This is a genomic window from Meridianimarinicoccus aquatilis, from assembly GCF_004358675.1.
Classification (GTDB): domain Bacteria; phylum Pseudomonadota; class Alphaproteobacteria; order Rhodobacterales; family Rhodobacteraceae; genus Meridianimarinicoccus; species Meridianimarinicoccus aquatilis.
In genome coordinates this window covers 72,625-94,527 of the sequence record NZ_SMZO01000004.1, presented here as the reverse complement: position 1 = coordinate 94,527, position 21,903 = coordinate 72,625, and the positions used below count along the sequence as shown (strand labels likewise).

The following is a 21,903-nucleotide window of genomic DNA, read 5'->3' as shown; positions in this document are numbered from 1 at the left end:
CTTTGACGGGATGAAAATTGATCACCCGGGATAGGCCGGGTGGTCGGCTTAGCTGGGATTTGGATCATCACATTCTGATTGGCCAGGACATAACTATTGTCGGCGCCGGCATCGGTGGCCTTGCAGCTGCCATCGCTCTTGCGCGGCGCGGTGCGAATGTGCGCGTGCTGGAACGCGCAAACGCACTGCAAGAAGTCGGCGCAGGTATCCAGATCAGCCCAAATGGGATGGCGGTGTTAGTAGCGCTCGGCGTTGATTTTGGGTTAATTCCCCGCAGCGTCATCGGCAAAAAAGTGTCGCTTCTTGACGGGCGAACCGGGCGCTTGGCGCTATCGCTGGACTTGAACGCGATCAAGACACCCCACCCATGGCTGTTCGCGCATCGGGCCGATCTTCTTGATTGCCTGACAGCAGCGGCGCGCGATGCGGGCGTGGTCATTGAAACTGGCGTACCGGTTGCGGCGGTTGATTTGGTCGATGGCGGTGTCGATCTGGAATTTTGGGACAATACGAATCTCACCACCCGCGTAGTCATTGGTGCCGATGGTGTGCACTCGGTGGCACGCCAAGCTGTTGATCGTGTTTCGAAGCCCCGGTTCACGGGGCAGGTCGCATGGCGCGCCTTGGTTCCCGGCGATGGAACAGCTGCTCCGGAAGCACGCGTTTACATGGGGTCGGGCCGGCACCTTGTGACCTATCCTTTGCGGGGCGGTCACCTGACGAACATTGTTGCCGTTCAGGAACGCCAAGCTTGGACAGAAGACGGCTGGCATCATCAAGATGATCCCAACAACCTGCGTCACGCTTTTAAGGACTTCGGACCCGAGGTTCGCGATCTTCTGGACCAAGTGGACGAAACCCACCTTTGGGGCCTGTTCCGGCACGCGGTCGCCCCAAATTGGCACAAAGGCCCGGTCACGTTGGTGGGGGATGCAGTCCACCCGACGCTGCCATTCATGGCCCAAGGGGCCTGTATGGCGTTAGAAGATGCTTGGGCGCTTGCCGCATCTATGTCTTTGCACAACACCCCCGAAATGGCTTTTGCCGCATATCAGGCCAGCAGGCGCGCGCGCTGCGTCAAGATTGTCGCGGCGGCCAATACAAATGCCCGCGCCTATCATTTTGGAAATGTGCTTCGACCCTTGGCGCATACGGCAATGCGGATGTCCCAAGCGATTGCCCCTAATGCCCCGCTGCGGCGCCTTGCGTGGCTTTACGAGTATGACGTCACCCGGGCCATGGGCTGATCAAAGGGTCACGCTGCCAATTCTACCCAAACCGGCACATGATCTGACGGCTTCTCGCGGCCGCGAACGTCTGTGTCGATCTCACAAACCTGTAAAAGATCTGCCGCCTGCGGGCTGAGCAACAAATGATCAATCCGAATGCCGTCATTCTTGTTCCATGCGCCAGCTTGATAGTCCCAGAAGCTGAAATTCTGCGGCGATGGAGCTGGCGGCATGTGCGGGTGCGTCGCACGGAATGCATCGGTCAGGCCCAATGCGAGAATACGCCGGTAAGCTGCGCGCGATTGGGGGAGAAACAATGCGTCCTTCAGCCATGCCTTGGGCCGCGCGGCGTCTTCGGATTGCGGTATGATATTGTAATCACCGCAAACCACCAAAGGTTCCTCTAGTTTCAGGGCGTCCTCGACATGCGACTCAAGCCGGGCCATCCATGCCAGTTTGTAGTCGTATTTTGGCCCGGGAACCGGGTTTCCGTTCGGCAAGTAAAGCCCGAAGATACGCACAGCCACATCGCCCATAACAGTCGCTTCGATGAACCGCGCTTGTTCGTCTGTGTCGTCGCCGGGCAAACCGCGCCGCACATCTTCGAGCGGGAGTTTTGACAGAATCGCGACGCCGTTGAATGATTTTTGGCCATGTGTTTCCACACGGTAGCCCATGTCCTCGAAATGCTCGCGCGGAAAATTCTCGTCCACAGATTTGATTTCCTGCAACACCGCGACATCCGGTTGGGCGTCGTTCAGCCAATCTGTCAGAGCGGTGAACCGCGCTTTGATCCCGTTGATGTTGAAGGTGGCAATCTTCATGGCACAGTTTCCTTGCTTGCGTACGCCTTGCTAGGGCAGGGCGACGTGCAAGGTCCAGCAGTTTTCCTTTCCGGGGTGGACGTGCTGGAAATCCTGACCGCGCGCCGGGTTGCTTTTGCACGAATTAGGATGATGATGACCTAAGGTAATCAAGCGAAAGGTGCGGCGTAGGATGCCTACAACTGACCTCATCGTCTTTTTCCGTATTGGCGAACGGCTGACACTCACCCTTGTTGTGCTGGTGGTCTCAACAATTGTGATGATCGGGTTTTGGCGCACAGTGCAACGCGTGAACTTGACCGAAGGTGGCAAGCTGGGTGTGGCTGGGTCCTTTGCGTTCAGCACACCGGTATTTGTTCTGCTGACGATCGTTGGCTATGCTTACGTATCTCTCTCTGCCCCAATCAGCGTATCGACAGGGGCAGAACGCCCCCAGACCGAGCTTGCAGGGACGTCCGCAAGCAGTTTCGTCGGGGCCAGTCCTGCCGCCACAATCCCGGCCCCACCAGTTGATCTGGGATATTCCAGCGCATTGGCAGAGCGAAAGATACGCAGCTTGAACTGCATGGCGCGCGGGCGCGAGCTAACAGCCCGTCAACAAGATGACCTTGCGCTGATCAAGCTGGACCTCATGATCCCGGTTTGGGCGGCGGATTGGGGCGACCCTGATCGTTTCCGCGCTTGGGCTTCCGGGATTGATCCTGCGGCTCCGAATGCCCGCGCCGAAATCGTGTTCGAGGGTGTGCATCCCACATGTTGATCCGCGCGGCGACAGTTTTGGCGTTTTTACTGGCGCAAACTGCGGCTGCGCAAATGTATACTGACGCTGACCGCGCACGTGTCATGGCTCGCGCTGCGCCTAACCTTCAATCAGTTTTGCAAGATGATATCATCGGCAACTTGCCGCGCGCGCAACGCCCGGATGCTGCGGGCATCCGGATGGTGTTTCCACCCCACGGCCCATCACCACTTGCATTTTACGCGGACCCGCGCAGCCAGACGATCTATTTCCCGCAAGACAGCATTCGCTTTCTGGATGACATCGCGACGCTCTTTGCGTGGTTTCAAAGCAAAGAGTGTGAGCCTGGTATGATCCAGACATATCTTTGGGCCTTGCTTCGTGATCGACAAAACTTGGCGTCACCACTGCGGGCCTTTCACATCGACCGCGACATCGCACTGGCAGATGAATTCACGAACAATGTGTCTGCCAAGATCTATAGTTCCGCGTTGCAATTTATTCTGGCGCACGAAGTTGGACATATCTTGTTGCAGCATCGTGGCGGGTTGCAGGGAGCGGCAAGTCAGTCTCAGGAGATTGCCGCCGATCGTTTTGCGTTGGACCATTTCGCGCGGCTTGGCGCAATGCCGTTGGGCATCTCGTTCTATTATGTGGCGGCGTGGTGGCAGGACCCTTTGGGCGCCGCGGTTGCGGACAGTTCACACCCGGTTTCGCCTGATCGCATCGCGGCGATTGCCGATGGGTTCGCCGCGAATCCCATGGATTTCGCCCATTCGGAACCCGATCCTGCACAGGGGGCGATCATGGTCGAAAGCGTTGCCAAGGATTTAGCAAACATCGCACAACTGGCGGCGTCAGATGGAATGTTAAGCCTTCTTCCCATGGGGTTAGAACGCGATTTTCCAGTATCACGCTTTGCCACTGCCTGCCCAACGCCTTGAGTTTGGGCGCTGGGTTTACATCAGAACGTGGCGTGATAGCTTGCTGCCGCACACCCGGCCCTCAACCATTTTGGCCATCAATCATAACCCCTCACAATCAATGACAGAACGGAGATAGCCATGGCAGAGGTCAAGGCGGGCGATACAGTCCATATTCACTACACCGGAACCCTGAACGACGGGACCACCTTTGACAGCTCTGAAGGGCGCGACCCGTTGTCCTTTGAAGTTGGCTCGGGCGAGATCATCGCGGGCCTCGACAGCGCGCTTCCGGGCATGAGCGAAGGCGACAAGAAAACGGTGAATATTCCGGCCGATCAAGCCTATGGTCCGGTGAATCCAGAGGCGCGCCAACCCGTGCCACGTGCAGAAATTCCGGATCATATTCCGCTGGACCTTGGAACGCAGCTTCAGGTGGAAACAGCGCAAGGCCAGACCATGCCGGTCACGATCACGGAAGTGACGGAAGACACCGTTGTTCTGGATGCGAACCACCCACTGGCCGGTCAGGACCTCAACTTTGATATTGAGTTGGTCAAAGTGGGCTGATCATGTCACGCAGCATGTCGGTCCGACATGTCGGCTGAAACGGAAAAGGCACGCCAGACTGGGCGCGCCTTTTTTCGTTTCATGACGTTTTCACATCGCGAAGCTGATGCCGCATCCGCAACTAGAGGCGGCATTCGGGTTTTCGATGGTGAATCGTGCGCCAATCAATTCTTCGCTGAAATCGATTACGGCGTTTTCAAGAAAGGGCAGGGACGTCGCATCAACCACAACGCGCTGTCCATCGCCTTCCAATACCAGATCGTCCGTCGCAGGATCGTCGAGCTTGATGTCATATTGAAAGCCAGAGCATCCGCCGCCTTCGACAGCAACGCGCAGGGCCTTTGGGGTGTCGGCCCCATCGTTGATTTCAGCCAAGCGGGCGAAGGCACGCGCGGTGACTTTGGGCGGAAGGGTCAGTTCCATCGTGGCCTCCTGATCGTTTGTGTTTGTCCTGACAGGAATATAAGCAGAGCAGGTGCGCGCAACAAGTCAAAGGCGATGCAATGCAAAAGCCCTATGCCTGTGATCCGGCCAAAAGTCGTGGCAGGCTTTATCCGGAAGAGGAAAGCACCTTTCGAAGTGCCTTTCAGCGGGACCGTGACAGGATCATCCACGCAAGCGCGTTTCGTCGGCTCAAGCACAAGACGCAGGTGTTCATTGAGCATGAAGGCGATTATTTTCGCACGCGTCTGACCCATTCTATCGAGGTGGCGCAGGTTGCGCGGACCATCTCGGGTGTGCTCGGCCTGAACGAGCCGCTGACCGAAGCGGTGGCATTGGCTCATGATCTGGGGCACCCGCCCTTCGGGCACACCGGCGAAGATGCGTTGAACGTTCTGATGTCGCCCTATGGGGGGTTTGATCACAACGCGCAGGCGCTTCGCATTGTCACGTCATTGGAACGTCACTATGCAGATTTTGACGGCCTGAACCTGACTTGGGAAACGCTTGAAGGGTTGGCCAAGCACAACGGCCCGCTCTTGGCCCCGGATGGATCGGGCGATCTGCACTATGCGCTGGCCGAATACGATGCGCGACATGATCTTGAACTGAACACTCATGCCAGTGCCGAAGCCCAGGTCGCGGCCTTGTCTGATGACATTGCCTATAACAGTCATGATTTGCATGACGGCTTGCGGGCCGAGTTGTTTTCCACCGATGAGTTGGCAGAATTGCCCATTCTGGATGGGTGTTTCGCGGCCATCGACAAGAAATACACGGGCCTAAATTATTATCGCCGTCGCCACGAGGCGCTGCGCCGGTTCTTTGGTTTGCTGGTCGAGGACGTGATTGATCAGGCGCAGGTGCGGCTTGCCGAGCTTAACCCCCGCTCCGTTGAAGATATCCGTTTGGCCGGGCACCCCATCGTTCGCTTTTCCGACCATATCTGGACCGATTTGAAAGTGATCCGCACGTTCCTGTTTCATCGCATGTACCGTGCACCGGACGTGGTAAAAATGCGAACAGAGGTGACGCGCGTGGTGATGGAGCTGTTTCCACTGTTGATGGAACGGCCCGACTTGATGCCAAAGCAATGGCGCAAGGATGTGGCTGAGGCGGACACAGAAACCGCATTGGCCCGGATCGTGGCAGATTACATCGCCGGTATGACTGATCGGTTCGCAATTCAAAGCCACGCGCGGCTGACAGGCAGCACAATCGCGGGCGGCACAGCCACGCACGGCATCGGCTAGCCGTTGCGCCCCGCGTCCAGCGTGCTAAACCGCGCGCAAATGACCGGGGACACACCATGAACCTTTTCGACGATATAAAAGCGCTGGTACTGGACGCGCTCGCTTCCATGACCGCGAACGGGGCGCTGCCCGAAGGCTTGGATTTCGGCAACGTGAATGTCGAGCCGCCCCGCGATCCGGCTCATGGCGATATGGCAACCAATGCCGCGATGGTGCTTGCCAAGCCAGCAAAGCTAAAGCCACGCGACATTGCGCAAACGCTGGTTGAACTTCTGGCCGCTGATCCAAGAATTGCGTTGGCCGAGGTGGCCGGGCCGGGCTTCATCAATCTGCGCCTGAGTGATGGTGTTTGGCAGGGGCTTGTCAGCCGTGTTCTGGAAACTGGCACCGAATATGGCCGGTCGCAAATGGGGCAGGGCCGAAAGGTAAATATTGAGTATGTGTCGGCAAATCCGACTGGACCGATGCATGTTGGCCACACTCGCGGCGCGGTGTTCGGCGATGCGTTGGCGAACCTGCTCGCCTATGCCGGGCATACCGTGACCCGCGAATATTACATCAATGACGGCGGTGCGCAGGTCGATGTGCTCGCGCGGTCGGTCTATTTGCGCTATCTTGAGGCGCACGGTCAGGAGGTCGCGTTCGAAGACGGCACGTACCCCGGCGACTACCTGATTGAGGTTGGGCAGGCGCTCAAGGCCAAGGTCGGCGACGCCTATGTCGGGCAGCCAGAATCCGTTTGGCTGACAGAAGTGCGCGAGTTCTCGACCGAGGCGATGATGGAACTCATCCGTGCGGATCTTGAAGCGCTCGGCGTGAAAATGGACAGTTTCTTTTCCGAAAAATCGCTTTATGGCACCGGAAAAATCGAAGCAGCGCTGGCCGATCTGGAAAGCAAGGGGCTGATCTATCAGGGCGTCCTTGAGCCGCCAAAGGGCAAGACCCTTGAGGATTGGGAGCCGCGCGAACAGACCTTGTTCCGGTCCACCGCGCATGGCGATGATGTGGACCGGCCGGTCAAGAAATCCGATGGTGGTTGGACCTATTTTGCACCGGACATCGCATATCATTTTGATAAGGTTTCTCGTGGCTTCGACGCACTTGTTGATGTGTTCGGGGCGGACCATGGTGGCTATGTCAAGCGTATGAAAGCGGCCGTATCGGCGCTGTCAGATGGGCGTGTTCCGCTTGATGTTAAGCTGATCCAACTTGTAAAACTGACCCGCAATGGCGAGCCGATGAAAATGTCGAAGCGGGCCGGCACCTTTGTGACCCTGCGCGACGTTGTGGATCAGGTGGGGGCCGATGTGACCCGCTTCGTCATGCTGACGCGGAAGAACGACGCGCCCCTTGATTTTGATTTTGACAAGGTGTTGGAGCAGTCCAAGGACAACCCGGTTTTCTATGTCCAATACGCCCATGCGCGGGTGTGTTCCGTGCTGCGCAAGGCCGAGGCTGCGGGCATCGCGGTCGATGATGCCGCATTGATGGCGACGGACCTGTCCGGATTGGATCATCCCTCAGAATTGGCTGTGGCCCGCAAACTTGCAGAGTGGCCCCGCCTTGTGGAAATCGCCGCCCAAACCGGCGAGCCGCACAGAGTCGCGTTCTACCTTTATGATCTGGCAAGCGACTTTCACGGCTTGTGGAACCGGGGCAATGATACGCCTTCGCTGCGGTTCCTTCCCGATGATCCAGCGGAAGGGGCGGCGAAAATTGTCTTGCCGCGCGCTGTCGCCGTTGTCATTTCAGCCGGACTTGGTATTCTTGGCGTCAAACCCTTGGAAGAGATGCGTTAAATAAATCGTGCCTCCAAGGGTCGAGCAGGCATAGATGCACGGCCATCCTCCGGATGCGTCGGCGGAAATTGGGGCATAAATGGCGTATCCAGAGGCTTTCGGGACTGACCCGAACGTGCACGGGGCGGTGTCGATCACCGGCTCGCGTGTGATGGGGTGGCTTGGCGCATTGTCGTCGGTTGCATTGTTGGCAGGACTTGGGATGTGGGTTCAGGATCTGGTGACGCGTGATGCGCGCACGGTTCCCGTTGTTCGTGCCATGGAAGGTCCAGCCCGTGTGCAGCCCGAAAACCCAGGCGGGTTCAAAGCCGCCCATCAAGGGTTCGCAGTGAACACGGTTGCATCCGACACGCCATCGACCCCAGTCGGAGAGCGCGTTGTGCTTGCCCCAGAGCCGGTTGGCCCAGCGCCCGAGGATATGGCCGAACCTGTTGCAGCAGCCGCACCTGCCGATCCCGCGACAAGTTTGCGTAACGCTATCGATGGCGCACTCAGCGAAGTTCTGGGAACGCAAATCGCCCCCGCGCCCTCGGGAGAGGACGCGCCTGCGCAGGCCCAGGAAAAGCCCCGCCCGCAGAAACGCCCTGACCTGGATATCGTGACGCGGGCGTCGCCATCGCAAGACTTGCCCGGCATCGCATCGCGGCCCGTCTCGATTGATCCAGCGATGATCCCGGTTGGGACAAGGTTGGTTCAATTGGGGTCGTTCGATACCGAGCCTGCGGCCATCGCCGAATGGCAGAGCCTTTCGGTACGCTTTTCCGACTACATGGACCCAAAATCGCGCGTGATTGAACCCGTGGACCTCGGTGGGCAGACCGTGTATCGCCTTCAGGCTTATGGATTTGAGGGCCTTGGCGACGCACGCAGCTTTTGCGCGGTCCTTCTTGCTGAAAAAGCCGACTGTATCCCGTCATTGGCGCGTTGAACGCACTATTGGGTTTTCAGGCGCGACCCCGCCACCTAGGATAGCAGGCGGAGCACTTTTCAGGGGGATGCCATGACCCAAGGCGCCGCGATCTTCGGATGCGCCGGGACGCACTTGTCTCAAGCGGAAGCCGCGTTTTTCCGAGACGCCGACCCGTGGGGGTTCATCCTGTTTGCCCGCAACGTTGCCGACCCTGCCCAGTTGGCGGGGCTATGTGCTGATTTGCGCGACGCGGTGGGGTGGGATGCGCCGATCCTTGTCGATCAGGAAGGCGGCCGCGTGCAGCGATTGCGCCCACCATTTTGGCGCGAATGGCCGCCCGCGTTGGAGCAAGCTCAACAAGCTGGGCCTCGGGGTATGTATTTGCGCGCGCGGATCATGGCCAGTGAATTGCGCGGAGTCGGGATCGACTGCAACTGCGCCCCACTGGCGGACATTGCAGGCCCCGACACGCATCCGTTTTTGCGAAATCGCTGCTATGGCACAACTTTGAACGCTGTGACTGACGCGGCGCGCGCCACGGCCGATGGGCTTTTGGCGGGCGGTGTCCTTCCAGTTCTAAAACATGTGCCCGGTCATGGGCGCGGCACGGTGGACAGTCATTTGGATCTGCCGCGCGTGAGTGCGGAATTGGAGGACCTTGAAAACACCGATTTCGCAGCGTTTCGGGCCTTGTCGGACCTGCCTATGGGGATGACGGCGCATATCGTCTTTGACGCATTGGACGCAGACGCGCCCGCCACGCAATCTGCGACTGCGATGGCCTATGTTCGCAATGAAATTCGATTTGACGGACTGATCATGACTGACGATTTGTCCATGCAAGCCCTGAAGGGAAGCATTTCTGACCGGGCCGAGGCTTCGATTGCGGCTGGATGCGATGTGGTGCTGCACTGCAACGGAGATTTCGACGAAATGAAAGCCGTCGCTGCCGCATCGGGGGGCTTGAGCGACGCTGCAAAGGTGCGCGCAGCACGTGCCATTGAGGCGCGTCATGCGCCGCAGGACACGGACATTGAGGCGCTTCTGGCCGAGTTGGCCGAACTGTCGAGGCCGGATGCCCATGCCTGAAACCCCCGACCCGCAGAGCAACAACGTAGAGGATATCTCAGCCCGCCGGGCCGCCGAAGCGTTGATCGTGGATGTGGATGGGTTTGAGGGGCCGCTTGATCTTTTGCTGATGCTCTCGCGCACACAAAAGGTTGATCTAAGGCGCGTTTCGGTTTTGGCCCTTGCAGAGCAGTACTTGAGCTTCGTGGACAAAGCCAAGGCGCTGCGCATCGAACTGGCCGCTGACTATCTCGTGATGGCCGCGTGGCTGGCGTTTTTGAAATCCCGGCTTCTGCTGCCGCCCGATCCCGAAGACGAAGGCCCGTCTGGCGAAGATCTTGCCGCACATCTCGCGTTTCAGCTTGAGCGCCTTGAGGCGATGCGCGACGCCGCAGCACGGTTGATGGCGCGTGACAGGTTGGGGCGTGACGTCTTTTCGCGTGGGCAGCCGGAAACCGTTGGCCGGGTACGGCGCACGCAATTCACCGCGTCTTTGCTCGATCTGATGCAAGCCTATGCGCGATTGCGAACCAAAGATGAATTTCGCCCCTTTGTCATGGATCGAAAAGCGATCCTGACGATGGAAGAGGCATTGGCGCGCATGCGTCCGTTGATCGGCTTTGCCGGGGACTGGACTGACTTGTCAAGCTATCTGCCAGAGGGTTGGCAAGTTGACCCGGCCAAACGCCGCTCCGCAACTGCCGCTACGTTTGCGGCTGTTCTGGAATTGGCCAAGGCAGGAAAAGTCGAGCTGCGGCAGACAGAGACATTCGCACCGATCAGTCTGCGCAAGCGGTCGGAGGAGAGATGAGCAACACCCCGCAAGATGTTGATAATGAACTAGACCCGAGTCTTTTCGAAGCCCCACCAATGGGCGAACAAGAGCGGATGGTCGAAGCCGTCTTGTTTGCTTCTGCTGAGCCGGTCACGATCAAGGAACTTACCGCGCGTCTGCCGCATGGAAGCGAGCCGGCTGTGGCGCTTGTCCATCTGGAAAAGCGCTATGAGGGGCGCGGGGTAAGGCTGACCCGTATCGGCGATGCGTTTGCCTTTCGAACCGCGCCGGACATGTCTTTTTTAATGCGGCGTGAAACGGTCGAGACGCGCAAGCTCAGCCGTGCCGCGATCGAAACCTTGGCTATCATCGCCTATCACCAGCCTGTCACTCGGGCCGAGATTGAAGAAATCAGGGGGGTGGGTGTCAGCCGCGGAACCATTGACCAGCTTCTTGAGATGGAGTGGATCCGCATTGGTCGCCGCCGGATGACCCCGGGACGGCCTGTCACCTTTGTTGTAACAGAGGGCTTCCTTGACCACTTCAGCCTGGAGTCGGCACGGGACTTGCCGGGTCTGAAAGAACTTCGCGCGGCGGGGCTTTTGGACAATCGACCTCCACCAGAGGCGCAGACGGCAGAGCCAGAGGGGCGCTCAGAGGGCGATCTTTTCGAAGACGGCGACGAGGCTTAACTCAGCGGTCTGATCTGGTCAGACTTCGGCCCAGGGTGTTGGCGTGTTTTCCTGCCAACCGGTTCGATGCAAAAGCGGTGTGTCATCGGTGAATTGGGGCTGACCAAGGCAAAGATAAGCCGTGAACCGCCAATGCTCTGGCACCTCGAAAATCTGAGTGATTTTTTTCGGATCAAGTATGGATACCCATCCGACGCCAAGATTCTCAACGCGAGCTGCCAGCCATAGGGTATGAATGGCGGTCACGGTCGAATAGGCCAGCATTTCAGGCATGGTTTGACGGCCAAGACCGCGGCCTTCGACTGGATCGGTGTCTGTGAAAACAGCGATATGTTCCGGCGCATCGCGCAAACCTGCCAGCTTTAGGGCGATGTATTCGTCGCGATCGGCATTGTTGTAGGCTTTGGCGGCTCTTGAGTTTTCTTTTTCGAAAGTCGCCGCAACCGCGGCACGGCGTGCGGGATTGCGTACGCTGAGGAATTTCCAGGGACGCGCATTTCCAACAGAGGGTGCAAGGTCCACCGCCGCCCGGAGGCGAGTCATGACCTGTGCGGGGATCGGGTCCGGCTTGAAGTGACGGACGTCACGTCGCCAGCGCAGCACATCATGCAGCACTTCGGCGTCGTTTGGGCTGAAATGACGGGGGTCTTGCATGGGTCCATCAGGCATGGCGCAGGGCGTACCGGGCGCAACCGGTCAAGGCCGAATAATCATCTTCCACGATATACAGACTGAAATCGCGCATGAACGACGTAAAGCGTCCTTTCTCGGCAAATTCTTGTGGCAAACCGTGGCTATCAAAATAGGGTGCCATCGCGCGCGCCAGACCGCCGATCAGGAAAATACCGCCCCATGGAAGATGGATTAGCGCCAGATCCCCCAGAACACGGCCCAAGATACGGCAAAATAGATCGGCTGTTGCGTGATCCTGAGCATTCGGTGCGCCAACCAATGCCGACATCAGGTCTTGAGTCGTCGCGTGCGCACGGTCGTTCGCCACATACGCGTTCACCGCCAATAAGCCGCGCCCGGACAGAGCTTCTTCAACGGACGCAAATCCGTGCCGGTCTGACAATGCGCGGGACAGGGCCGCTGTGTTCTCATCCCAAACGGGCAGGGTGATGTGACCGCACTCTGAGGGCACTACATGCACCTGCGTTTGTCCTTTGACTGCATGAACCGGGGCCGCATTAAAGCCAGTGCCAAGCCCCACCACAAGCCGCGCGCCATCACGGCTGTCGGTGCCTGCGCCCATCAAAAGCCGGGTTTGGACATCGTCAAGCGCATGACCCTGAGCTTCGAGATCGTTGATGACAAAGCACCGTTCGGCCCCGGTGGCCGCTTGCAGACTGGGACCATCCATTGTCCAAGCAAGATTGGTCATTCTGCCCACGCCATCGCGCACGGGGCCGGCCACGGCAACACAGGCCTGGGATATTTCAATCTTACCCAGCCCATCCAAATAGTGCCGTAGCACGGCATCAAGAGACTCGAATTCGGCATTGCGAAAACGGGAAATCTCACGCGGGGAATCTGGCGTTTCGCAGAGTGCGACACGCGTATTTGTGCCGCCAATATCGGCCACAAGTGTGGTCATATGGTACGTCCTGTTCTTAGCCCGGTCGCCGCTGTGAGCGGTATCATGCCTTTACAAGCATGTCCCGCAGGGCATGCCAAGACGCTTTTGGAGTCCGTTCCAGTGACTCGAAGTCGACATGCACAATTCCAAAGCGCTGATCATAGCCGCGGGACCACTCGTAATTGTCCATCAAAGACCAGACGTAATATCCTTTTACCGGTGCGCCGTCAGCCAATGCGCGCCGTACGCTGTCTAAATGTGCGTTCAGATAGTCAATACGCGGTTGATCGTCGATTTTTCCATTCTTGATTACGTCCGGGTTCGCCATGCCGTTTTCCGTAACATAAAGCGGCAAATCGCCTGTGTACTCTGCGGCGGTACGTGTCAGGAACTGATACAGTCCTTCGGGATAAATCTCCCATCCCATTTGGGTGTGCGGCTTTGGTCCATCGACTTCCTTCAGCGATGGCCAAGGGCCGTCATCATGGGCAATGCGTTTGCAGGTATAATAATTTAGCCCAAGCCAGTCGAGCGGCGCTTGGATCGTCGGAAAATCGTGTTGCCATCCCGCAGGCAGATGCGGTTCCAACCCTTCCAGAACGTTGTCCGGGTATCGACCATGGAACAGTCCGGACAAAAAGACGCGATTGTAAAACCCATCATACCGATCCGCCGCAGCGATATCGTCAGGGCTTTGGCTGAACGGATGCGGATATTCAAAATTACACACAGCACCAAGGTTTTTCATTCCGAAGCTGCGCATCACGTTTATCGCTGTACCATGGGACTTGAGCACATGGTGGATCGCGCGGGCGGTGGCGCGGATATCGCGAAGACCGGGCGCATGTATCCCCATGAAATGCGATAGCCACGCAACGCACCAAGGCTCGTTTATCGGTGCGACAGACCAAAGCCTGTCGCCAAACTTCTGGGCCACCAACTCTGTCATGTCGCCGAACCACGCAGGCATGTCCGCATTCCGCCAACCGCCCATATCGGCCAGCGCCTGTGGCAACTCCCAGTGATAGAGCGTCGCAGCCGGTTTCAGGTTTCGTTCCAACATCCCGTCAATCAGACGGTCATAGAAATCCAGCCCTTCGGCGTTGGGGGTGCCGAGCCCTTCGGGCAAAAGCCGTGCCCATGACAGGGAAAACCGATAGCTGTCGAAGCCGGCATCGCGGATCAGGTCAAGATCGGCTGGCCAGCGATTCAGGTGGTCGCAGGCCAGATCCCCGTTTTCAGCGCGTTCGACGTTGCCCGGCGTTGCTGCAAAGCTATCCCAATGGGTTTGTCCGGCACCGCCATGGGCGTGACCTTCGATTTGATAAGCCGAAGTCGCAGTGCCAAAAATGAAGTCGTCTGGAAAATCGCTGCGAGCGTGGTTCATGGTCTGCCTTCTTTCCCGAAGTCATCGATAAATGGTGCCATTAGGCCGCGCCGGTCCGGTAGAACGGCCGACAATCAATTCCGCTTCCATCATGCGCTGGCGCGGAATGTCCGGTTCATTAATGAGGTCGATCAGCATTTCGGCGGCACACCGTCCAGCCGTTCTGACCGATGAGCGTAGGGCGGTGAAAATCATCTCGTCGTCGCCATTCTTGAAATACGACAGGTCGTCATCATAGGTGATCAGCGAAATGTCTTGTCCCAGCCGCAATCCTGCCTCATCTGCTGCCCGCCGCATGCCAAAGGCAATAATGGCGGACGAGCATATAAACGCGGTGGGCGGATGTGCAAGCGACAAAAGCGTCCGCATGGCCGAGTACCCGTAACCTTCAGTCATCTCGTCGCTGAGCATCAGCGCCGGATCCGGTGTAAGCCCGCGTGCCTTTAATCCGGCGATAAACCCGGCCTTGCGGCGATTTGCAAACCCCAGACTTTCGCGACCGTTGATCAGTGCGATGCGGGCATGCCCCAGATCCACCAAAAATTCTGTTCCGCGTTGAAAGGCGCGTTTGTTGTTCACATCAATGTATGAATAATCGTCGGGCAGGTCGGCGGCGCGACCATGAACAACAAAAGGCAAACCCACCTTTTTCAACAGGGCAATCCGTGGATCATCTGCCGTGGGCGACTGAACAATGACGCCGTCCACCATCCGCTTTGCCGCCATATCAAGATAGACGCGCGCTTCGTCCTCGTTCTTGGTCACGGACAGAACGATGTCATACCCATTGCTCATATAGGTTTCAGAGGCGCCTGCGATGAAATCAGCGAACACTGGGTTCACCATTTCTGTTTGAGCGGCAAGCGGGATCACATGGCCGATGGCCATCGCGCGACCCGTCGCAAGGGCCTTGGCACGGGTATTGGGTTTGTAGTTATGCCGCCGTGCAGCGTCACTGACGCGCTGGCGCGTTGCCTCGGCCACTTCTGGGTACCCGTTCAAAGCGCGGCTCACCGTTGTTTGCGATAGCCCTAATTCAAGGGCCAAATCCCTGAGATTCATCGGTATTCTAGTTCCAAAGCGCTTTTAATTCGGTTGCAAGCTAGGACTTATCCGCCTTTTCGTCAACAACTTCCAATTCTGCGGCGCAGCATGGTTGGACCCTAAATCGCATTGGAAACAAAGAACTTACAAATATTTTGATTGACAGCACCGCATCAGACGGTAATGGTCACGCCATTCAAAGCGCTTTGAAGGCTGCTTTGACTTTGCGGTCGGTGCGGGGTATCAAAAACTCGCAAAAACGTTAGAGGAACTGGGAGGTTCGTATGGCCAAACGGCTTTATGCCGGCGCTGCCGTGCTTGCGCTTGTCGCGGGCAGCGCTGCTGCGCAGGATTTGAAATTTCCAATCGGCGAGGGCGAGTTCAATTGGGGCAGTCTGGAAGAGTTTGCAGCCGCAAATGACTTTAGTGGAGAGACCGTAACACTGACTGGCCCGTGGACGGGCGCGGATGGTGACTTGGTGAATTCTGTCTTGGCATATTTCGCTGAAGCCACGGGGGCAGAGGTGAATTACTCCGGCTCCGAGAGCTTTGAGCAGGATATCGTCATTTCCATTCAGGCGGGCTCTGCGCCGAATATTGCGGCCTTCCCGCAGCCTGGCCTTGCGGCCGACCTTGCCGCGCGCGGTGCGTTGACCCCGCTTGCGGATGGTACTGACCAATGGGTTCTGGACAACTACGCTGCAGGACAGTCTTGGCTGGACCTTGGCTCCTTTGGTGGTTCGGGCGGCGAGGACGATTTGTTCGGCTTCTTCTACAAGGTCGATCTGAAATCCCTTGTTTGGTACGTGCCGGAAATCTTCGAAGAGTTCGGATACGACGTGCCCGAAACGATGGAAGAGTTGAAGGCGTTGACCGAACAAGTCGTGGAAGATGGCGGCACGCCATGGTGTGTTGGCTTGGGGTCCGGTGCGGCGACTGGATGGCCGGCGACCGATTGGGTCGAAGATATGATGCTCCGCACGCAGCCGCCGTCGGTCTATGACCTGTGGGTTGCGAACGAGATTCCTTTTGATGATCCCGCCGTTGTGGGTGCCATCGAAGAATACGGCTGGTTCGTGCGCAACGATGCCTTTGTCAGTGGTGGCAGCACTGCCGTCGCCACGACCGATTTCCGTGACAGCCCAACCGGCTTGTTCAACTTTCCGCCTGACTGCCTGATGCATAAACAGGCCACGTTTATTCCGACGTTCTTCCCGGAAGGTACAGAACTGGGCGAAGATGTGGATTTCTTCTACTTCCCGGCCTATGCCGAGAAGGATCTGGGTCAGCCGGTGTTGGGCGCAGGCACCTTGTTCGCCATCACCAACGATGCACCTGTTGCACATGGTCTGATTGATTTCCTGAAGACGCCTATCGCGCATGAAATCTGGATGGCCCAATCAGGTTTCCTGACGCCGTTCAAGTCGGCAAACACGGATGTCTTTGCATCCGACACCCAAAGATCGCTGAACGACATTCTGACCAACGCGACCACGTTCCGCTTTGATGGGTCTGACCTGATGCCCGGCGAGATCGGTGCAGGCGCATTCTGGACAGGGATGGTGGATTATACCACTGGCGCAGATGCCGCGACTGTTGGCGCGGACATTCAGGCACGGTGGGACTCGATCCGCTAATCCGATCTGAAGTTAGAAGTTCTTGCAGGTGCGCGTCTTACGTTGCGCGCGCCTGTCCTTGACCACAGCCAGAGGGAGAGAAGGATGCACCCGTTCCTGAGTGGGATCATCACGATCATCGTCGGTGTCGGAAGTTGCGTTGGATATTTCTATTTTTCCAACCTGATCCTCGACAAGGTGATCTTCCCCGCACGGGGGCCAAACACAGGGCGCAATATCAACCGCGCCAATCAGTGGCGGCCCTGGCTGTTCGTGTTTCCGGCAGTTTTCGTTCTGGGCCTTTACCTCGTCTATCCGGTGATCGGGTCTTTCATCCGCTCGCTGTATAATCGGTCCGGTCAAGAATTTATCGGCCTTGGAAATTACGCCACGCTTCTGGGCGCAGCCGAATTTCGCACTGCCTTTCTGAACAATGTGCTTTGGGCAATCTTCGTTCCCGCACTGACCACTTTTTTCGGTCTGGTCGCGGCACAACTGACAGATAAACTCTCTTGGGGAAACATCGCCAAGTCTTTGATCTTCATGCCAATGGCAATCAGCTTTGTCGGGGCCTCGCTGATCTGGAAATTTGTTTACGCCGTGGACGCGGATATTGGGTTGATCAATGCGATCCGGGCGGGCCTTTTTGGGTCAGAGCCGGTCGATGTGCTTCAGATCCCGTTCTGGAACAATTTCTTCCTGATGTTCATTCTTGTGTGGATACAGACCGGGTTCGCCATGGTGATCTTGTCTGCCGCCCTGCGCGGTATCCCCGAAGAAACAATTGAGGCAGCCGTGATTGACGGGGCCAACCCGTTCCAGATCTTCTTCAAGATCAAGGTACCGCAAATCATGCCGACCATCGTGGTTGTCTGGACGACCATCACCGTGCTGGTGCTCAAGGTGTTTGACATCGTCTATGCAATGACTGGCGGAAATTTCGGAACCGATATTCTGCCCAGCTACATGATGAGTTTCATGTTCCGCGATGACGGGCGCGCGACCGCAGTCGCCTTTGTCATCATGATCGTGGTTCTGCCAGTGATGATTTCGAACATCGTGCAGGCCCGCAAGGAAATGCGCTGAGGAGGCACCGAGATGGGTACGATTGCAGGACAAAAATCCGGCCTGAGCATCGCCACCAACGTTGCTGTGGTCGCCATGGTGCTGATCTGGCTGATCCCGACCGTTGGATTGTTGGTATCGTCGTTTCGCGACCGCGACCAGATTTCCGTTTCTGGCTGGTGGCAGGCGCCGTTCTCGGTTGAATTGACGTTCCGCGCGCGCGCCGGAGTGGACGGCGTGAAAGACGGTGATGATTGGGTCGTGACCGGCAACATCTTTGAAGCCCCAGAAGTGCAAGAGGCGTTTGGCACTGGTGCCGGCCGTGTCACCGGCTTTTCCACATCGGCCCGCACACCCGGGGAATTTCCGGTCGGCTCGCCCGCTGATCTGGGCGACGGTGAAAGTCTGATCGTGAACGCAGACGGCACATACGAATTCCGCAGCCCGGAAGAGCCGGGAAATCGGGGGCAAAGAGTCTATTTCGCGGCTGATACCCCGCCGCAATTCACGCTGGCCAATTATCGGCAGGTGTTGACGGCTGACAATATGGATCGCGCGTTCATCAACACACTGACTGTAACGGTGCCAGCGACCATCATCCCGATCCTGATTGCGGCTTTCGCGGCATACGCGCTGGCGTGGATGGATTTTGCAGGGCGTGGCTGGCTGATTGCGGCGGTTGTTGGGCTGCTCGTGGTGCCATTGCAATTGGCGCTGGTTCCCATGCTGAATTTTCACAACAAAGTCGGGATCGGGCAGAGCTTTCTTGGCATATGGTTTGCGCATACGGCGTTTGGGATGCCGCTGGCCGTCTACCTTTTGCGCAATTACATGGTCGGGCTTCCGCGCGACATCATCGAATCTGCAAAGGTCGATGGTGCCACGGACTTTCAGGTTTTCACCAAGATCGTTCTGCCGCTCAGTCTGCCAGCATTGGCCGCATTTTCGATCTTCCAGTTTCTGTGGACCTGGAATGATCTGCTGGTCGCGAAGGTGTTTTTGCCGTCGAACGCGGAATCCAAAGTAATGACCGTCAAGATTGCGGATGATCTTCTGGGCTCACGCGGCGGCGATTGGGGAATTCTGGCAACCGCAGCGTTCGTGTCCATCGCCGTCCCGCTTGTCGTGTTCTTCACGATGCAACGGTTTTTGGTGCGCGGCCTGCTGGCCGGCTCAGTAAAGTAATCGCAAGGAAAGAGAAACGATATGGCGTATCTGGACCCACGATCGGACGAGGCTCCGATCTTGGCAAAGGCGGATCCGGACTGGTGGCGCGGTGCCGCGATCTATCAGATCTATCCGCGATCCTTTCAGGACAGCAACGATGACGGGATCGGCGATCTGGGGGGGATCATCCAGCGACTGGAGCACATTGCCCGGCTTGGGGTCGATGCAATATGGATTTCACCCTTCTTCCGGTCGCCCATGTTGGATTTCGGATATGATGTCAGTGACTACCGCGACGTGGACCCGATGTTCGGCAGCCTTGGGGATTTTGATGCGCTCATAGAGCGTGCTCATGAACTGAATTTGAAAGTGCTGATCGATCTAGTGATGAGCCATACCAGCGACCAGCATGCATGGTTTCGCGAAAGTCGTTCGAGCCGCGAAAACCCGCGGTCAGACTGGTATGTCTGGGCCGACGCCAAGCCAGACGGCAGCCCACCAAACAACTGGCTGTCCATCTTCGGCGGCTCGGCTTGGGAGTGGGATGGCGAGCGGATGCAGTATTACCTGCACAACTTCCTGACCTCGCAGCCCGACCTGAATTTTCATTGCGCGGACGTGCAGGAAGAGTTGCTAAGCGTAGCCCGCTACTGGATGGAACGCGGTGTCGACGGATTCCGGCTCGACACTGTGAATTTCTATTTCCATGATGCTCAGCTTCGGGATAATCCGCCGCTCGCCCCAGAGGATCGCAACGAAAATACGGCCCCTGCGGTGAACCCCTACAATTTTCAGGATCATCTTTACGACAAAACTCAGCCTGAAAATATTGCCTTTTTGCGCCGTCTGCGCGCGGTTCTTGATGATTACCCCGGTTCGACGACGGTGGGCGAAGTGGGCGAAAGCCAGCGCGGCACGCAGGTTCAGGCCGATTACACGGCCGGGGATGATCTGCTGCACATGTGTTATGACTTTGACTTTTTGTCGAACGTCTATCCCACAGGCACACAGGTGGCCCGTGTATTGGACCGTTTTCAGCGGATCGTGACCGAAGGTTGGGCCTGTTGGGCTTATTCAAACCACGACGTGGTCCGGCATCCCACCCGCTGGTCCCTGACCGACCCGGCAGCGCGGGCCTATGCCGGGCTTATGATGTGCATGCGCGGATCAATTTGCATTTATCAGGGCGAAGAATTGGGCCTGACCGAATCCTATGTCGCCTATGAGGATTTGCAGGATCCTTACGGAAAACGGTTTTGGCCGAAATTCAAAGGGCGCGATGGGTGCCGAACCCCGATGCCTTGGCTTTCAGATGCCCACAATGGTGGGTTTTCCGACGGGCATCCATGGCTGCCGGTGGCGAAGGAACACCTGCGACTTGCTGTATCCGAACAGGAACGCGATCCCGACTCCATGCTGAATTTCTATCGCCAGATGTTAGGCTTCAGGCGGGCTCATCCCGCACTACGCAAGGGTAGCCTGAAGGTGATTGAAGCGCGGGACACGTTCCTTGCCTTTACGCGCAGCTTTGATGGCGTGGAAATCTACTGCGCTTTCAACCTGTCTGATGCGGGCATGGATGTTGACCTGCCCGAAGGTGATTGGTCGGTGGACCATGGCGCCCCGTTCACAACGACACCAACAGAGCGCGGCTTGCACATGCCGCCATGGCAGGCCTGTTTTGCCCTGCGCCAGCTAGAGCAAACCTGAGGGGGACCGACACGATGGCCGAACTGAACTTGAAGGACGTTGCGAAAGCCTATGGCGAGGTGCAGGTGCTCAGCAACATCAACCTCGACATTAAGACCGGCGAGTTGATCGTCTTTGTGGGCCCCTCGGGATGTGGTAAATCCACACTGCTCAGGATGATAGCGGGGCTTGAAAAGATCACCAGCGGAACGCTGACCATTGACGGTGAGCGGATGAATGACATGCCGCCTGCGCAGCGCGGTATCGCGATGGTGTTTCAGTCCTATGCTTTGTACCCGCACATGACGGTGCGCGATAACATGACCTTTGCCTTGAAGATCGCCAAGAAATCCAAGGACGAAATCGAGGAGGCCGTCGCCAAGGCCGCGCGGATCTTGCAGCTTGAGCCGTACCTTGACCGTCTTCCAAAGGCGCTGTCAGGCGGTCAACGCCAGCGGGTGGCGATCGGCCGGTCCATCGTGCGGGACCCGAAGGTGTACCTGTTCGACGAGCCGCTTTCCAACCTTGATGCAGCCTTGCGAGTGGCCACACGGATCGAGATTGCGCAACTTAAGGAGTCGATGCCCGATAGCACGATGATTTACGTGACCCACGATCAAGTGGAAGCGATGACACTGGCCAGCCGGATCGTTGTTCTCGCGGGCGGCGGTATCAGCCAAGTGGGAACGCCGCTTGAATTGTATGAGCGACCCGAAAATACGTTTGTAGCGCAGTTCATTGGCTCACCTGCGATGAACCTGATGAAGGGGACGGTGACAGGGGCGGGGGCGCACACGACCGTGCGCACTGCTGGGGGCGAGGTCACGGTGCATGCGCCATCTGCCGACAGCCTGGTGGGCGAGACGGTGGAACTGGGGGTGCGCCCCGAAGACCTGACAATTGCCGATGACGGTGTTGTTGGTTTCGTGCCCTTCGAAGTCGAAATTTCGGAACGGTTGGGCGATGTCACGGTGGTGTATTCACGTGCGGATGAAGGCGGATCGCAAATGGTCGCGAAGCTGCCCGGCATCATTCACACCAAGCGCGGGGATAAATTGAACCTTACCGCCTTACCCGAAAAGCTGCACGCGTTTCATGGCGGGACGTCGCTGCACTATCTTTAGCGGTGCCGC

The 21,903-nt window shown here is 57.6% G+C and carries 21 protein-coding genes; 15 read left to right on the top strand and 6 right to left on the bottom strand.

Annotation, left to right across the window (positions count from 1 at the left end; translation table 11 throughout):
* Positions 1 to 17: 17 nt before the first annotated feature.
* Positions 18 to 1,247 (top strand): FAD-dependent monooxygenase, encoded by a 1,230-nt coding sequence (locus E2L05_RS02945; RefSeq protein WP_279512623.1) that lies wholly within the window; start codon positions 18 to 20, stop codon positions 1,245 to 1,247.
* A gap of 8 nt (positions 1,248 to 1,255) precedes the next feature.
* On the opposite strand, the gene xth is transcribed toward E2L05_RS02945, so the two are convergent.
* Positions 1,256 to 2,053 carry an exodeoxyribonuclease III gene (xth, locus tag E2L05_RS02940; protein ID WP_133341399.1) on the bottom strand — a complete coding sequence of 266 codons (798 nt, stop codon included), beginning with the start codon at positions 2,051 to 2,053 and terminating at the stop codon, positions 1,256 to 1,258.
* 172 nt (positions 2,054 to 2,225) lie between these two features.
* Here xth and E2L05_RS02935 point away from each other — a divergent pair, with 172 nt between their 5' ends.
* The 3 genes from E2L05_RS02935 (at position 2,226) to E2L05_RS02925 (ending at position 4,285) form a co-directional block, all read left to right on the top strand.
* Positions 2,226 to 2,813 carry a hypothetical protein gene (locus E2L05_RS02935; protein WP_133341398.1) on the top strand — a complete coding sequence of 196 codons (588 nt, stop codon included), beginning with the start codon at positions 2,226 to 2,228 and terminating at the stop codon, positions 2,811 to 2,813.
* Positions 2,807 to 3,736, top strand: a complete 930-nt coding sequence (locus tag E2L05_RS02930; RefSeq protein WP_165971671.1) for a hypothetical protein — start codon at positions 2,807 to 2,809, stop codon at positions 3,734 to 3,736. The genes E2L05_RS02935 and E2L05_RS02930 overlap by 7 nt, the downstream gene beginning before the upstream one ends.
* Positions 3,737 to 3,856: 120 nt before the next feature.
* Positions 3,857 to 4,285: an FKBP-type peptidyl-prolyl cis-trans isomerase gene (locus E2L05_RS02925; RefSeq protein ID WP_133341396.1), complete on the top strand. Its 429-nt coding sequence runs from the start codon at positions 3,857 to 3,859 to the stop codon at positions 4,283 to 4,285.
* Between the two features lie 90 nt (positions 4,286 to 4,375).
* On the opposite strand, the gene E2L05_RS02920 is transcribed toward E2L05_RS02925, so the two are convergent.
* Positions 4,376 to 4,702 (bottom strand): HesB/IscA family protein, encoded by a 327-nt coding sequence (locus tag E2L05_RS02920; protein WP_133341441.1) that lies wholly within the window; start codon positions 4,700 to 4,702, stop codon positions 4,376 to 4,378.
* A gap of 86 nt (positions 4,703 to 4,788) precedes the next feature.
* On the opposite strand from E2L05_RS02920, the gene E2L05_RS02915 reads away from it, so the two are divergent.
* The 6 genes from E2L05_RS02915 (at position 4,789) to scpB (ending at position 11,223) form a co-directional block, all read left to right on the top strand.
* Positions 4,789 to 5,979, top strand: coding sequence for a deoxyguanosinetriphosphate triphosphohydrolase (locus E2L05_RS02915; RefSeq protein ID WP_133341395.1), 1,191 nt, complete (start codon positions 4,789 to 4,791; stop codon positions 5,977 to 5,979).
* 56 nt (positions 5,980 to 6,035) lie between these two features.
* Positions 6,036 to 7,778, top strand: coding sequence for an arginine--tRNA ligase (argS, locus tag E2L05_RS02910; protein WP_133341394.1), 1,743 nt, complete (start codon positions 6,036 to 6,038; stop codon positions 7,776 to 7,778).
* Between the two features lie 79 nt (positions 7,779 to 7,857).
* Entirely contained in the window at positions 7,858 to 8,706 is an 849-nt protein-coding gene (locus tag E2L05_RS02905; protein ID WP_133341393.1) for an SPOR domain-containing protein, read from the top strand.
* Between the two features lie 72 nt (positions 8,707 to 8,778).
* Complete coding sequence (locus tag E2L05_RS02900) at positions 8,779 to 9,777, top strand: glycoside hydrolase family 3 N-terminal domain-containing protein (RefSeq protein ID WP_133341392.1); 999 nt, start codon at positions 8,779 to 8,781, stop codon at positions 9,775 to 9,777.
* The gene (locus tag E2L05_RS02895) at positions 9,770 to 10,567 is read left to right on the top strand and encodes a segregation and condensation protein A (protein ID WP_133341391.1); all 798 of its coding nucleotides are present in this window, start codon (positions 9,770 to 9,772) and stop codon (positions 10,565 to 10,567) included. The genes E2L05_RS02900 and E2L05_RS02895 overlap by 8 nt, the downstream gene beginning before the upstream one ends.
* Positions 10,564 to 11,223 carry an SMC-Scp complex subunit ScpB gene (gene scpB, locus E2L05_RS02890; RefSeq protein WP_133341390.1) on the top strand — a complete coding sequence of 220 codons (660 nt, stop codon included), beginning with the start codon at positions 10,564 to 10,566 and terminating at the stop codon, positions 11,221 to 11,223. Before E2L05_RS02895 ends, scpB begins: the two co-directional genes overlap by 4 nt.
* An 18-nt stretch (positions 11,224 to 11,241) precedes the next feature.
* Here scpB and bluB read toward each other — a convergent pair whose 3' ends face one another.
* The 4 genes from bluB to E2L05_RS02870 are packed head-to-tail and all read right to left on the bottom strand — an operon-like array spanning position 11,242 to position 15,251.
* The gene (gene bluB, locus E2L05_RS02885) at positions 11,242 to 11,877 is read right to left on the bottom strand and encodes a 5,6-dimethylbenzimidazole synthase (RefSeq protein WP_133341389.1); all 636 of its coding nucleotides are present in this window, start codon (positions 11,875 to 11,877) and stop codon (positions 11,242 to 11,244) included.
* A 7-nt stretch (positions 11,878 to 11,884) separates the two neighbouring features.
* Positions 11,885 to 12,820, bottom strand: coding sequence for a glucokinase (locus E2L05_RS02880; protein WP_133341388.1), 936 nt, complete (start codon positions 12,818 to 12,820; stop codon positions 11,885 to 11,887).
* A gap of 43 nt (positions 12,821 to 12,863) precedes the next feature.
* Positions 12,864 to 14,189, bottom strand: coding sequence for a GH1 family beta-glucosidase (locus tag E2L05_RS02875; protein ID WP_133341387.1), 1,326 nt, complete (start codon positions 14,187 to 14,189; stop codon positions 12,864 to 12,866).
* A gap of 21 nt (positions 14,190 to 14,210) precedes the next feature.
* Positions 14,211 to 15,251, bottom strand: coding sequence for a LacI family DNA-binding transcriptional regulator (locus E2L05_RS02870; RefSeq protein WP_133341386.1), 1,041 nt, complete (start codon positions 15,249 to 15,251; stop codon positions 14,211 to 14,213).
* A 266-nt stretch (positions 15,252 to 15,517) separates the two neighbouring features.
* On the opposite strand from E2L05_RS02870, the gene E2L05_RS02865 reads away from it, so the two are divergent.
* The 5 genes from E2L05_RS02865 to E2L05_RS02845 all read left to right on the top strand — a co-directional run bounded on the left by E2L05_RS02865 (position 15,518) and on the right by E2L05_RS02845 (position 21,894).
* A complete protein-coding gene (locus E2L05_RS02865; protein ID WP_133341385.1) occupies positions 15,518 to 16,870 on the top strand; it encodes an ABC transporter substrate-binding protein in 1,353 nt (450 codons plus the stop codon).
* A gap of 84 nt (positions 16,871 to 16,954) precedes the next feature.
* The gene (locus E2L05_RS02860; protein WP_133341384.1) at positions 16,955 to 17,935 is read left to right on the top strand and encodes a carbohydrate ABC transporter permease; all 981 of its coding nucleotides are present in this window, start codon (positions 16,955 to 16,957) and stop codon (positions 17,933 to 17,935) included.
* A 12-nt stretch (positions 17,936 to 17,947) separates the two neighbouring features.
* Positions 17,948 to 19,099 (top strand): carbohydrate ABC transporter permease, encoded by a 1,152-nt coding sequence (locus tag E2L05_RS02855; protein WP_133341383.1) that lies wholly within the window; start codon positions 17,948 to 17,950, stop codon positions 19,097 to 19,099.
* Positions 19,100 to 19,120: 21 nt separating this feature from the next.
* Positions 19,121 to 20,791, top strand: coding sequence for an alpha-amylase family glycosyl hydrolase (locus tag E2L05_RS02850; protein WP_133341382.1), 1,671 nt, complete (start codon positions 19,121 to 19,123; stop codon positions 20,789 to 20,791).
* A gap of 14 nt (positions 20,792 to 20,805) precedes the next feature.
* Positions 20,806 to 21,894, top strand: a complete 1,089-nt coding sequence (locus tag E2L05_RS02845; protein ID WP_133341381.1) for an ABC transporter ATP-binding protein — start codon at positions 20,806 to 20,808, stop codon at positions 21,892 to 21,894.
* Positions 21,895 to 21,903: the final 9 nt, after the last annotated feature.